The sequence below is a fragment of the Paenibacillus sp. MER TA 81-3 genome, from assembly GCF_023713585.1.
GTDB classification, from domain to species: domain Bacteria; phylum Bacillota; class Bacilli; order Paenibacillales; family Paenibacillaceae; genus Paenibacillus_B; species Paenibacillus_B profundus.
Genome location: NZ_JAMAWB010000010.1, coordinates 151,409 through 165,630, shown reverse-complemented (window position 1 = coordinate 165,630; position 14,222 = coordinate 151,409). Strand labels below are relative to the sequence as shown.

General features: G+C 48.8%; 12 protein-coding genes. 2 read left to right on the top strand and 10 right to left on the bottom strand.

All coding sequences use genetic code 11. The annotated features are described in order from the left end of the window. Window positions 1-48: 48 nt before the first annotated feature. Window positions 49-774, bottom strand: coding sequence for a TerC family protein (locus M3650_RS16500; RefSeq protein ID WP_019424084.1), 726 nt, complete (start codon window positions 772-774; stop codon window positions 49-51). 370 nt (window positions 775-1,144) lie between these two features. Here M3650_RS16500 and msrA point away from each other — a divergent pair, with 370 nt between their 5' ends. After that, window positions 1,145-2,128, top strand: coding sequence for a peptide-methionine (S)-S-oxide reductase MsrA (gene msrA, locus M3650_RS16495; RefSeq protein WP_251576379.1), 984 nt, complete (start codon window positions 1,145-1,147; stop codon window positions 2,126-2,128). A 15-nt stretch (window positions 2,129-2,143) separates the two neighbouring features. Here the strand turns inward: msrA and M3650_RS16490 are convergent, their stop codons facing one another. The 3 genes from M3650_RS16490 to M3650_RS16480 form a co-directional block, all read right to left on the bottom strand. Next, a complete protein-coding gene (locus tag M3650_RS16490) occupies window positions 2,144-3,028 on the bottom strand; it encodes a protein phosphatase 2C domain-containing protein (protein ID WP_251576377.1) in 885 nt (294 codons plus the stop codon). Then, entirely contained in the window at window positions 3,025-4,050 is a 1,026-nt protein-coding gene (locus M3650_RS16485; RefSeq protein WP_251576375.1) for a Gfo/Idh/MocA family protein, read from the bottom strand. Before M3650_RS16485 ends, M3650_RS16490 begins: the two co-directional genes overlap by 4 nt. 831 nt (window positions 4,051-4,881) lie before the next feature. Further along, entirely contained in the window at window positions 4,882-5,424 is a 543-nt protein-coding gene (locus M3650_RS16480) for a hypothetical protein (protein WP_251576373.1), read from the bottom strand. 244 nt (window positions 5,425-5,668) lie between these two features. On the opposite strand from M3650_RS16480, the gene M3650_RS16475 reads away from it, so the two are divergent. Then, complete coding sequence (locus M3650_RS16475) at window positions 5,669-6,517, top strand: DegV family protein (protein ID WP_233697219.1); 849 nt, start codon at window positions 5,669-5,671, stop codon at window positions 6,515-6,517. A gap of 218 nt (window positions 6,518-6,735) precedes the next feature. Here the strand turns inward: M3650_RS16475 and lepB are convergent, their stop codons facing one another. The 6 genes from lepB to M3650_RS16445 all read right to left on the bottom strand — a co-directional run bounded on the left by lepB (window position 6,736) and on the right by M3650_RS16445 (window position 14,192). Further along, window positions 6,736-7,239, bottom strand: a complete 504-nt coding sequence (lepB, locus tag M3650_RS16470) for a signal peptidase I (RefSeq protein ID WP_019424090.1) — start codon at window positions 7,237-7,239, stop codon at window positions 6,736-6,738. Window positions 7,240-7,318: 79 nt separating this feature from the next. Continuing rightward, window positions 7,319-7,915 carry a hypothetical protein gene (locus M3650_RS16465; RefSeq protein WP_251576371.1) on the bottom strand — a complete coding sequence of 199 codons (597 nt, stop codon included), beginning with the start codon at window positions 7,913-7,915 and terminating at the stop codon, window positions 7,319-7,321. 71 nt (window positions 7,916-7,986) lie between these two features. Next, complete coding sequence (locus M3650_RS16460) at window positions 7,987-9,741, bottom strand: sensor histidine kinase (protein WP_251576369.1); 1,755 nt, start codon at window positions 9,739-9,741, stop codon at window positions 7,987-7,989. A 13-nt stretch (window positions 9,742-9,754) separates the two neighbouring features. Next, window positions 9,755-11,338, bottom strand: coding sequence for a response regulator (locus M3650_RS16455; protein WP_251576367.1), 1,584 nt, complete (start codon window positions 11,336-11,338; stop codon window positions 9,755-9,757). Window positions 11,339-11,538: 200 nt separating this feature from the next. After that, on the bottom strand, window positions 11,539-13,212 hold the full coding sequence (locus tag M3650_RS16450) for an extracellular solute-binding protein (RefSeq protein WP_251576365.1): 1,674 nt from the start codon (window positions 13,210-13,212) through the stop codon (window positions 11,539-11,541). Window positions 13,213-13,295: 83 nt separating this feature from the next. Next, the gene (locus M3650_RS16445; RefSeq protein WP_233697214.1) at window positions 13,296-14,192 is read right to left on the bottom strand and encodes a carbohydrate ABC transporter permease; all 897 of its coding nucleotides are present in this window, start codon (window positions 14,190-14,192) and stop codon (window positions 13,296-13,298) included. Window positions 14,193-14,222: the final 30 nt, after the last annotated feature.

The following is a 14,222-nucleotide window of genomic DNA, read 5'->3' as shown; positions in this document are numbered from 1 at the left end:
GCAGTGTGCTCTGCACGGCTGTGCAATGCTTTGTTTTGTTTACCTTGTTTATTGCGCACGTTGACGCATGTCGTCGGAATTGTCTGGCAGCTGTTGTTGCTTCTTTTTGCGGTTGCGTTTGATGATAAGACCGGTAGCAACGACCAAGACAACGACGATAATTTCGAATCCGTACTTAATAACCGGGTTCTCAAAATAAGGTGCAATCGACTCGAATTTTTCGAATTCGCCGACGAACATTTTGGCAGATGTCCAAGCAAGAACCGCAGACCCGACAACGATAATAGCCGGATAGCGCTCGATGAATTTCAATACGATGGTACTTCCCCATACGACGATTGGCACAGAGATGGCAAGCCCTAAGACGACAAGCCCACCGTGTCCTCCCGCCGCTCCGGCAACGGCCAAGACGTTATCCAATCCCATCGCGGCATCGGCGACAATAATCGTCCGTACCGCTGCCCAGAAGTTCGTGCCGGCTTGCACGTTATGCTCTTTCTCCTCCACCATGAGCTTAATGGCGATCCAGAGAAGCACGGCGCCACCCACAACGAGCAGGAACGGTATTTTCAGGAGCCACACGACTCCCAAGGTCGCTAGCGCGCGGATAATAACGGCTCCGACTGTCCCCCATATAATTACTTTTTTCTGGTCCTGCTTCGGCAAGTTACGAGCCGCCAGACCGATGACAATTGCGTTATCGCCGGCAAGTACCAAATCGATAACAACAATAGACAGCAACGCCGTCCAGAATTCTAATGAGAATAATTCCATCTGTTGCATCCCCCTTATCTTTAGTATGTATTACGGACGCGAAAAACATGAACGCCGTTACCACGAGGTAACGGCGCTCAGATCAAAAGAGACCTTCACCAACGTTACAATCGTGGCAAAGGTCTCGCAAACAACGCTATACGTTGCCAGTATAGCCGAGGACCGCTAGGGAACGGATCCCGTAATGACGACTTATACTGTGCTAGCTACTCCCCTTTGGAGTATTCATTTTCGGTGAACTAATAATAACATCGAATAATGAATTGTTCAACCCTTATTTTCACCTATTTTTCAAGGTGCACGGTTGAGCCATTGTTCAATCGGGTACAATTGGTTATGATTATTTTATTGAAAAGGAGGTAGCCTATAAATGAGTATTCTTGATGAACATGCCCCATTGGAGCAAGCGACTTTTGCCGGCGGCTGCTTCTGGTGTATGATAACACCGTTTGAAGAGCTTCCTGGCATTCACTCCATCATTTCAGGCTATACAGGCGGCCATACCGATTGTCCTACATACGAGGAAGTATGCACCGATAAGACAGGACATGCGGAAGCCGTGCAAATTACGTTTCAACCGCAGTTGTTCCCTTACGAGAAGCTGCTTGAAATATTTTGGCAGCAAATCGACCCTACCGATGAAGGCGGGCAGTTCCACGATCGCGGCTCATCCTATCGGACGGCGATTTTCTATCATAATGAAGAGCAGCGGCAGACAGCAGAGCAATCCAAGCTTGAATTGGAACAGAGCGGCCGCTTCGACAAGCCGATCGCCACTGAGATCGTACCCGCGGGAACGTTCTATCCCGCTGAAGAACATCATCAAGATTATCATATGAAAAACCCTGCGCATTACAAGCGGTATCGCAAAGGGTCTGGCCGGGATGCCTTTATCTCTTCCCATTGGGCGATTCAAGCAAAGGATAAGATCGGGCTGAAAGATACATTGAATTCGATGCAATATCATGTGACGCAAAATAGCGGAACCGAGCCGCCATTCCAGAACGAATTTTGGGACCATAAAGCGGAAGGCATTTATGTAGATATCGTATCTGGCGAACCTTTGTTCAGTTCGAAGGAAAAATTCGATTCCGGCTGTGGTTGGCCAAGCTTTACGAAGCCGCTTCGTCCGCATCACGTCGAGGAACAGCTTGACTTATCGCACGGCATGGTTCGTATGGAGGTGCGCAGCCGTTTCGGGGAGTCGCATCTCGGCCACGTCTTTGACGATGGTCCGGGTCCGAATGGATTGCGGTACTGTATTAATTCCGCCGCCCTCCGCTTTATTCGTAAAGAAGATCTGGAACGAGAAGGCTATGGAGAATTTTTGTCACTGTTCGAAGCCCAGTCATAGAACAAATGAGATAAATCACGTCTGCGCAAGCGTCAGCAAAATGCCTGTCTTATCGTCGGACATTTTGAACCGAGGAATTTGGTTGCAGTGTTCATCCTGCCGCTCGTTCGCTTCCAGCACTGCCAAGCTCTGTCCAATCCCGGTATGGACTACATATTGAATCCATGCCTCCGTCGTACGCTGACGATCGTCAAGGTGCCAAGGATATAGCCCATCCGTTACGAGGAGCAAATGCGTCATGCCTTGCAGCGCGATGCTGCCATACTCCATATGCCGTTCGACAGCCGGATCGCCGTTTAATACACTGTAGCCCGGATTGGAGTTCGCGTGTGTCCGATTGTTTGCAAGCATGGCTTGAACCTCATCCGGCCGTTCATGCTTCAACCAGGCTTCGTCATTCTGCTGCCATGTCTCAAGCGCGCGCGAGTCATAGTATTCGACACGGTCATGCGTTATAGTTCGTATTTGTCCTGTCTCATAGACGGCATAAATCATACAATCTCCTGTCTGAACCCAATGCGCGTGAGTCTCATCCAGCAGTACGAAGGCGTGAACAGCACCGAAGCGCCATTCCTTTCTGCTGAGGTCGATTCCTTGCTCCAGCATAATTCCGTTCAACCGTTCGTTCGCTTGCAGGCTCGTGCGCACCAGCAAGTCGAGCGGACGGGATGATCGGTCTGGGTCAGTGACGGCAGAAGCCCATGGCTGTGCCACAGTCCGCGCTGCCAGCTCCCCCGCCGTTCTCCCCTCATCATCCAGAGGCACTTGTATTCCCGATACGCCGTCAATGACACCGAATAACCGTTCCTCCGGAAGCACGACAAGCCGATCCTCATTCCGTGTTCCTTGGCCTTTCCTCGTTACGGCGTCGATAAGCAACTGATAGCTGACCGGCTTCATGAACTCAACCCCTGCGCTAACAGCGTCGGAATATGGATCGTCTTGCCCAGCTTGGCGCTCTCGATCGCTCCGAACACCATCGCAATGCTTTTCAGATTATCTTCCGCATTCGTCTCCGCCGGCCGTCCTTTCTCCAGCGCGAGGAACATTTCATCCAAGCACCCGAAATGCCCCTCCTGCCCGTTCCAACCGGTCGTTCCTTGCGTTCTGCTCGCTTGACCGTCCTTGTCAAAGGATTCGGCCTCTATCCGCTCACCGTCCCATATAGCGGTCCCTTGGCTTCCTACCACGCGCCATGAAGCCTCCCAAGAGGTTGGAAATCCTTGCGCACACCAGGATCCGCGGTAATTGAACATCGAGCCGTCATTCATCTCGAACGTGCATATTGCTGAAGCGCTGCCGCGGTACCAAGAGCCGGGCGGGTTCCACTCCTGGCAAGTAACGTTGATAGGATCCGCGCCTGTAATGAATCTGGCTTGGTCGAACGTATGAATCGACATATCCAATACAAGCGGACTCGCCATTTCTTCCCGGAAGCCGCCGAAGCGGGGAGCAAGGAAGAAGTCGGCTCCGATGAACCCGACCGAACCTATTGCGCCTGTCCGGATTAGTTCGCGGTAGGCTCGAATGGAGCAAAGATAGCGACGGTTCTGCATAATGGCCAATGACCGCTGTGCTTGCCGGGCGATCTTCGTTAATTGCACGGCTTCGGACACGTGCGCCGCGAGCGGCTTCTCCGCCATGACGTGGCAGCCCATTTCCAACGCCGTTCCAGACGTGCTGCGGTGCGCATTGGGTGTCGTAATATCAAATACCAAGTTAGCCCCACTGCGCCGGATTGCTTCCTTCAGATCGGAATATAAGCCGCAGCTCAAGCCATGTCTATCAGCCATCGAGAGCGACGCTTCCGCCTGCACATCCACCAAGCCGACAATAGCTGCGTCATGGCGCGTCTTCACATATTCAATCCAAGTGTTAGCCATTTGTCCGCAGCCAGCAACGACAATGTTCCATTGTGCCACTTTTAAGCACTCTCCTTTGTTAGCGTAATGATCATCTAATGTTCGGTTTCGTCATGACTTCGGCATTTCCTGCCTCCAATTTAAGAAAACCACTCTCGAGACCATCGACTCTTCATAATTAACGGGATGTTCCGTTCGTACAGTGGTGCGTTCAGACTAAAGGGGATTTGCTTTATCTGGCCCTTTGCTTCATTCTCCCCTTTCATCAGGAAGCTGCACGCCCAATCATGACTCTGAACGCTGCCAAATTACTGCCGCCTTGCTCAGCTGCTTCAGCGCATGGCATCTATATAAAACTCCCGCATCGAGCATAGAAATCAATGTCTCTGACAGGCTGCTTGACATAGTGTATACACGAAATGGCATGCATGTACCTTATTCTCGACGTTATCCTTCCTGATTGTATGGGAGAATGGATCTAAGAGCCATTGAACGGAAGCCTGACATCATGTTCTTTATTTAAGGACGAATTTTCAAGCCAAATGCGACAGTACTTCAAAAAAACAATTCCTGTTCTCCGTGATCGAAGTAAGTTCCATTGGAAAATATACAGTAAAACCGATGGTTCAAGCGGCTAAATGACGTTTAGACTGTACTTTGTCCAATGGATTTGACTATTTTTCAGCGATTGCTCGAAATGAGAGTCGAACCATTGGATCAACTCCAATGAAACCTGCCGTAAAGAGATATACGCTGTTGTTTCACTGTACATATTCCAATGCAGGATGAGACAAAGGAGATACGGCCCAGCCTTTAGATCCGCTTTCTCTCCTGACAATCCGTCAACTTTATAAAATAAAAAAAGACCCGAAAAGGTCTTTTTTCCAGAGGCTATGTTTGCTTCGATGCAAGCTTGGCCGCTTGCCCGAATAATCCCATCAGCATGAAGACGACAATAATGTACAGCAGGAACATCGGCGCGGACATCGCTGAAAATACCATGGGGGATGCCAAAGCAAAACCGATCATGCTCATGGAACATACTAATGCAATCACAAAATATAACGACCTGCGGCGGGCCGTATGAGCAAAGGAGGCTTGTCCCCTCTCTAGCGCAATCTCTCTTAATCCGCTGCACATCAGCGTCACTAACGTAATATTCAATCCGGTCTCCACAATGCTGCGAATGACGCCGAACCAGGCACGGAACAGTGAAGGCGTTCCGGAGATAAGGAGCGGCTGCAGCACCTCGATTACCGCCAGCACAATTAGCGGTATACATACGTTCTTCGCTTGACGGTACCGAACGGACTCAGCAGACAGCTCATTTAGCCCGCTCCATATCAGTGCTAGCCCTACAATATCAGGTAACAGGTCAATGCCGCCCGGGGCATAATCTATAAAGAATAAAAAACCCCATTGAATACGTCTCATTGCTTTTGCTTCTGTAATCATCTTCGCTGCTCTATATCCTTTCCATTCGATATATTCATACCCAATATGTAGTGTAAATTCTGTTTCAGTATACCCTCATGGGATATCGCACGCAACAACCAGTGGAATTTGGAACATTTTTCCACAGCCGTCAATGGGGCTGGCGCATGTATGTTTTTTCATTTTGCAGTATAATGGTTAGATGTCTCATGGAAAGGTTACATATCATTCGGGAGGAAGCATCATGAACAACGTAAAACTATTTTCGGACAGTACATGCGATCTGCCGAAAGAACTGATTGAACAATACGATATCGGCATCATTCCGTTATACGTTACTTTCAACGATACAGCCTACCGGGACGGCGTAGACATCACGACGCCCGAATTATATGAGCGAGTAAAGGAATCTGGCAAGCTGCCGAAGACATCGGCTCCATCTCCCGCTGATTTTATGAAGGCGTTCGAACCATATGTACATCAAGGGCACACGATATTATTCATTGGACTGTCCTCCCAATTGTCTTCCACAATTCAAAATGCAACCATCGCAGGGGAAATGCTCGGAGAGGGTACGGTTAAGGTCATGGATTCATTGAATCTATCTACCGGAATCGGAATTCAGGTGCTGAAGGCGGCGCGAGCGTTGGAAGCAGGGAAATCATTGGATGAAGTCGTGCAGTTGGTAGAATCGGTCAAGGGCAAAGTCGAGACGGAATTTATTATTGACACGCTGGATTATTTATATAAAGGAGGCCGCTGCAGCGGACTGCAAAATATTATCGGCAGCCTGTTGAAGATTCGTCCGGTCATCAAAGTCATTGAAGGGAAAATGACCCCTGCCAACAAGATTCGCGGCAAGCGTGAGAAAGCGCTGGAGCAGTTGAAAAATAACGCGCTGTCCCTCCAAGGCAGCATGGATTTAGATACGATATTCGTAACACATTCGCTATCACATGATGATGCCGCCATGCTGCAGTCGGAACTGAAGCAGCGCACTGGCGCCAAGCATGTATATATATCGGATTGCGGTTGTGTTATTTCCAGCCATTGCGGTCCGAACACGATCGGGATTGTGTTCGCGTTACAATAAACGAAGAAAGCGGTGAATCCGGGCAGCTGCCTGGACATTCACCGCTTTCCTATTTCGTGTGTGCCTTCGCTTGCAGCCCTCTTGTCACTTCCGGGTCATTCACCCATTTGCGAATTGCCGGAATGTCTTCCTTGCCGATATTCTCTCAAGATGATGCGCCTGTCAATATAATGCGGCATGAATATCTCCCCCAACATGCAGATGTGGGACCCTTCGGTTTACCACAGAGGCCATACCTTCCATTCGACTTTGCCTTCGAGCTTCGCCACAGGCACCGGTCCGAACTTGCGGCTGTCTTCGCTAATCTCGCGATTATCCCCTAGGACGAACACATGCCCTTCAGGTACGACACAAGGAAACTCAACTTCTCTCGGCCATGTCTCTCCTTCTGCGTACGGTTCGTCAATGACGTTCCCATTGACGATCAGATGACCGTCACGAAGGTCCAATGTATCCCCTGCAGCGCCGACGACGCGTTTAATGAAGCGTTTCCCGTCGAAGGCCGGATCAATAATGACTACATCTCCATATGCCGGATCGGACCAATGGTATACCCATTTATTTTCGATGAGCCGATCTCCCGGATGGTACGTATTTTGCATCGAATGCTGTTGTACGACAACTTGGGCATATGCAACCTTCTGCACAAGAAAGCTAAGGCTGAACACTAGTATAATCGGAATAATGTAGCCTCTCACAATCAATTTCCATCTCGTATCCATCATCATTCCTCCTCTTACCCAAACACGCTCCATCTGCGCATTATCGTTGCTCGTCTTCTTATGCTGTCCATAGTCGAAGCTACGTCGTATGAGAGCGCGTAATAAACCGTGTGATTCCGCCTGCACTTATCGCGAGACAGAAGCCAAGCAACAGCTTCACGATAATTTGCAGGAAGCTTGCATTGAACTCTCGCTGCATCTGATCCGGGTACATTCCCGTATCCACATAAGACAGCGTCACAATCATATGAATGAACTCAGGAATGCTCAACACCAACAAAATAATTCCGGATATGCCCAGTGCGATCTGCAGCAACGGCTTCGTAAGCGGAGCAAGCGCATGAGTCTTCGTGCGGAGCGGCACTGGCTCGTCGTCCCGTTCTGCTTCCCGTATCAAAAAGGCGGTCTCATTCATCCCTGACGGGGATAACGCGCCTGAAATACGGTAGGCCGACCACCATAAGACGCAAGCGGCAAGCAGCATGACGACAGCCGGAAGCAGCATCATCACGATGAGTATTACATTCTGATTCATATCATGAGACAATGCTTCTTTATTGTATAAGAGCGGTGGCAGGCTAACTTGCGCCACATTCGATAATTGAACGATGGAAGTAATGAAGAAGTATAGCGCCAACAGTCGAACAGCCACATAGGCCAATGACCTCGTATTCAATCCTTTCCCTCCATTCCAGAACAAAATGCATATTTGTCTATTATACAGGATGTCTGGTACTTGGTGGGAAATTAATTACGCTTTGCCGGAATTCGAATCGTTACCGAAGTGCCGACGCCCAAGCGGCTGAAGATGCTTATCCCATACTGTGCTCCATAATGCAGCTTAATTCGCTGATCAACATTGCGAATCCCGTAGCCCGCATTTACATGATCACGCATATCAAATATTTGACGGATACGCTCCGCAGTCGTACCTACCCCGTCGTCAATGATGCGAAACACAATTTCATTCCTTTCCTTTTTGCCGACAACCCGAATGTGAATCTGGTCTCCGCACCACGCATGCTCCAGCACGTTCTCAATAAATGGTTGCAGCACAAGCTTAACCGTACGAAATGATAAGATGTCCGGATCGATATCGAACATGACTTCCATCCGGTCCCCATATTTAATTTTTTGAATATCGATATAGGCCTTTGCTTGCTCAAGCTCTTTATGTACTGAAATAATCATCTGCCCGTCATTCAACGCCAACCGATAAAATTTAGCCAAATCCATCACCATGCGGTGCAGTTTATCCGTCTCGCCGAACTTGGCCAAGCGGCTTATGGACGAGAGCGTATTATATAGAAAATGCGGATTGATCTGCGCTTGCAGCGATTCCAGCTCCGCTTCCTTTTTCTGAATTTGCGTCATATATACTTCTTGAATCAGATCGCCTATATTTTGCCCCATCTCATTGAGCGCCACCGCAATTTGCGAGAATTCATCTTTGCCCTTGTAGGTCATGCGCTTGTGAAGATCCCCTTCACGGAAGGCGTTAAGGACGGATACGATCTTCGTCATGCGGATGGAGAAATATCTGGAAATAAAAATACCCGCAAACGTAAAAACGATCCCGCACAACAGACAGATTCCAATAATGAACATGCGAACCTTCATCGAATCACGTTCCATAATGGTCGTAGGCACGTAAGCAACCAATTCCCAAGCCGGTTGGCTCATCGTTTCCTTAATCGTCAGATAATGGCTCTCCGGAATATTCTCAGCATTAAGACCGTTCGGCAGGACACCCGACTGGTACAGAATGTTCCCCTGTTCATCCTTAATGGCCAAAACGCTGCCTTTATCGATCTTTCGGTAATCGACGCTTTGAAACAGCTCCTGAATGCGAACGCTCAGCCGGATAAATCCGATCTCCTTCAATCGGAGGGGTACTTTGCTGTCCACCAGCCGGCGCAGCAAAGAAATGCGGCCGAAGTCCCCGTCCCGTTCCACCTGCTGCCAACGCATCGTCTGACCGTATTGCTCTATAGGATAATTTTGGTACCATGGTTTGTCCGTAATACGTTTTAAATGGTATAGATTATAATTTCGTTCCAGTTTTTCTGGATTTTCGTTCGTAAATGAACCATGATAGATTTCAGGCAGCGTATCGTTGGCCAGAAACAAGTACATCGCTAAGTCCAAGCCGGTCGCATTAAGCGCAATATTGAACTTTGGCGTCACAATTTTTGTCGTCCGCTCATAGCTCTCCCAGCCTTCCTCATAGCTGCGCAGCTGTGTAACGAGCGAGTAGTCGAAATAGAGCATGGACGATACGCGCTGAACGTCCTCCATTTTATACTGGATATTATCCCGAATTTGCAGCAGAGTGCCCTGAATGTTCGACCTTGTCTGCTTGCGGATGGAATCCTGATACATGGAATGCGAAAAATATCCGATGGCAATGACCGGAATGATAATAAAAACCATATAGGTAAGCATCAGCTTATAGCCGAACGGCAAATATTTCGGTTTTTTTGCTTGTATACGCATTGACATGATTTGTCCTCCGTCACAACTCTCGTTTGCGGAATTCCATAGGCGTCATACCGAAGGTTTCCTTGAACTGTCTGCTAAAATACGGGATGTACCGATATCCCACTTGATTGGCAACTTCGTAAATTTTGAGCGTCTGATCCTTGAGCAGGTCGCACGCCCGCTCCATTCTGATTTGGATGAGCATCTCACTGAAGGTCTTGCCCACCTCTTCCTTGAACATATGTCCCAAATAGTTCGGCGAAAATGAAAATTGATGAGAAATGTCTTTCAACGTAATGTTCTCATGCGAGCGTTCCTTCACGGTCTTCAAAATTTCCCGGATGAGCTTGCTGTTTTTGGATCTTTCTTTTTCATGCAGCATCTCGGAAATTTCGAACACTTTGCGAATGAGCCATGAACGAATATCTCCAACCGTCTCGAATTGCAGCAAAATATCAAGATTATGCAGCTCCATGCCCAACATGTCGAACAAATTTTCATCGGTGGAATCCAGATATTGATCCAGCTTCCACACCATATACATCGCCAAATTATGGATCGTAAATTTCGAACGCAGCGAGCACACCGACTGGAACAGATTCTCTATCTCGTCGTGAATGCTCACCAGCTCATATTGAGACATCGCCTTGAACAACGCGTCCAAGCGGATATCGAGCGTTCTTGCATCCTTCAGCTCCGGTGCGCGTTTAACATCTTCGTAGTCGATAAGATTGCCTCTGCCGAGGAACATTTTGCCGTCCAGCGCTTCCAGAGCCTGTTTATACGAAATATGCACTTGGTCCAAGCTTTGTATCGGCTTGCCCAAGCCAATCGTCATGGAAAGGGATAATTTTGAATTCATCGAATTATACATCTCGTCGATGCAATCGCGAACGCCGTCATCATGCATCACGATGGCCAGACGCTGCCGCGACAGCTTGCAGCAATGGGGCATGCCATGCCGGAGACTGATCTCGCGGATTTCATACAGAAATGCGGCGCACATGTCCTGGTGCGCCGCTTCGCTGCTGCCCGGCTGCAGCCACACCGCATCATCCAGCTCCATCACGGCCACTCGAATCGGCCACTTCAACGCATCCAATCCATAGGAAGAGGCCAGCCTCATGGAGCCCCCGGACCGATACCACGACAGATCTCCTTCAAAGATACGGATGAGCAGGTCGTTCTTCGCCAGCGGAATCATATGCTGATAATCTTCTTCTGTTTCCCGCCGCCGTTTCTCCTCATCCAGTTCTTGAATGACTTTATGAAGAGAGGCTACCAATTCATCATCATCCATAGGCTTCAACACATAACTGCATGCTTTCAGGGAAAGCGCTTGCTTCACGTAATGGAAATCCTGGTAACCGCTTACAAAAATAATCCGAACATCTGATCTCTTATCGATGGCTCGCCGTGCAAGCTCCAGACCGGACATATTCGGCATATTTACATCCGTCACTAAAATATCGATAGACTGCTGTTCCATTACTTCACAGGCCGAAAAGCCGTTGTTAACCGCACCCACCACTTCAAGACCGAGCTCAGACCAAGGAATGAACTGCTTCATCCCTTCCAAATCGAGCATCTCATCATCCGCCAGCAGTACTTTGTACATGTATGCAGACTCCTCCTGTGACATATTATCACGATCCGCTGATGTCGAATATTTACAACTATATTGCAAGTATACCCTCTACCGCAGCCACTTGAAAAGTTAAATCGGTTACATGCTTGTACGTCTGATGCTCTTACACACAAAACGAGGGGATCCCCGTCAGTGGGTCCCCTCGCAGTGTACATCTTATAGCATAAAAATTAACCGTTAATAATCTTTAAGTTCTCATGCCATCTCGTCGCGTAGAAGTCGAGCACCTGCTGGAAGCCTGCCGCCATGGAATCTTCATGCGCCTTATCCAGAATGTCTAGAGCCTCTTGGTCTGACTTCGCGTACAATGCTTGCGCCCGCGCCTTCAACCATGTATCTTTAACGCGCTGATGAACGATGCCTTCTTCCGTCTCCGGCAGTGGATTCAAATTAATGAATTCGGTCGAATCGCCCTGTGTCTTCCATGTAATCTCATATTGCCAGTAAGTGGACCAATTTCGTTCATTCTCTGGAAGCATCGCTTCGAATTTACCTTTAATATCATCAACATAGACCGTATTGCCTACCCACATGAGCGGATCCATTTTAGATTGGTATTTTGCAAGTCCTTCCTTGTCAGTCGTATATTTTTCCGTAAACTTCGGTGTAATTCCATCAGCTTCAAACCCTTTCCAATACTCGCCTTCCAGTCCCCACATCTGAAGAGTCATCCCTTCAGACCCCGTATACCAGTCGAGGAAAGCGAAGATTGCTTCCGGATTTTTTGCGCTCGTCGTAATGACGGCCGCGTTCCAGCCAAGCTTGTTGTACGTGCCTGGATAGATCTTGTTTTTGTCCAGACCTTCCTTATGAATTGGCCACACCATGAAATATCCGGCATCCGGATCCTTCTTCGTCAATTCGGAATGCGCCTGCATTCCATTGACCGTCGGATTGGAAGATGCATAAACCGCAACGCGCCCGTTCATCATTTTTTCCTTGACTTGGTCTTGAGTTTGCGTCATCGCATCTTGTGTAATCAACTTCTCGCGGAACAGCTTTGCCGCGAAGACGACCGATTCGCGGAACCCTTCATCCTTGTAGATCGACTTCATCTTATCGCCATCTGGCACCGCGAAATATCGCGTGAAGCTTAGATTGTTCTCCTTGAAGGCGGAGTACAGCTGATCGAGACCGTGGCCATCTTTTGCCAAGTCCGTCTCAAATGGGATGACATCTGGGTATTTCTCTTTTACCATTTTCAAATAAGTGTACAGATCGTCGGTCGTTTCTAATTTAGGCGAACCGAGCTCCGTATAGATTTTTTTGTTCACGACCCAGCCAGCATTGCCGTTTGGACGGTTCGTATACCAGTTCGGGAATTGATACAATTTCCCATCCGGAGAGCGCAGCATGTTCAGCGCCTTGGAATCCAGCCACTTTTTCAGGTTCGGATATTTATCGACGTAATCATCCAGCGCTACAAGCATGCCCGCTTCGCGCAGCCGTTCCACATCGGCGCCACGCTCGCCCCAGATGACATCCGGCAGCTCGCCGGAAGCTATCATTGTGTTGAGCTTCTGCACGTTATTGCCGCCGTTCGGAATCTCTTTGATGGTTACTTTCTTGTTCTCTTTAATCCAGGCGGTCGTCTCGTCTTTTCCCCACGGCGGCATCGTGTACCAGTCGTAGTTGCCGAACAACGTGAACTCGAGCGGCTCTTTGCCTAGCTCATACAGCTGAGAGGCTTGTCCCCCTCCCTGCTTCTCCTCGGTCTGTCCAGCATTCGGCTCCTCCTTCGGCGGCTCCGCATTCGTTCCGCTATTGCCGCTGCAACCGACAAGCAAAGATAGAACCATCAACACAGACATGACACTAACGAACAGCTTTCTCCTATTCTTCATCTCGCTGTTTTCCCCTTTCAACACTTAATTTTATGTTTAAAGCAAATTGCTCTAAACGCGTTATCGGGCCAATCCAGATTCGTCTACTCCTTCAAGGATCCGACGAGTACCCCTTTAACGAAATACTTCTGAACGAAAGGATACACCATGACGATAGGTATTGTCGCCACCATCATCGTCGCCATGGAGAGCGACTTGCTCGTGACGGTCTTCGCCTGCTGCATGCGTGCCAGAGCCGCGGAATCCATGCCGGCTGTCTGCTCGGATACGATATTAGAAGCAAGAATTTGCTTCAGAATGGTCTGAATCGGGAGCAATTCCTCCTTCGAAATGTAAATGCTCGCCGTAAACCATTCGTTCCAGTGCGCAACCGCCGTGAACAGCGATAGCGTCGCGACCACGGGCCCCGACAGCGGCAGCACGATGCGGAACAGCGTTCCCCAGTTGCCACAGCCGTCAATCTTAGCGGATTCCTCCAGGCCTGCTGGAAGCCCCCGGAAGAACGTTCGGAAAATAATCATGTTCCACACGCCAATGAGCGAAGGGATGATAAACACCCAGAACGAGTTCATCAATCCGAGACTGCGAATAAGCAGGAAAGACGGAATGAGCCCGCCGGTAAAATACATCGTAAAGACGCACATAATCATATAATACTTGCGTCCCATTAGCTCCTTTTTCGACATGCCGTATGAGAATATGGCCGTCGCCAATATGGCGGATATGGTACCGATTATCGTACGCAGAACGGAGATGACAAAGCCGTTCATCAATCGTTCATCCTTGAAGACGATAGAGTAGTTCTCTAACGTAAACTCCCGCGGCCAAAAGGTAACTCCGCCTCTGGTCGTATCCATACCTTCGTTAAATGAGATGACGATGGCATTCCAGAACGGATAAAAAGTTGAAAAGGCAAGAATTGTAAGAAACGCATAAATGAAAACGGTCAAACACCGATCGCCGAAGCTTTCACGCACCACCGACATGCACCCCCTCTAAATGTGTCCTAA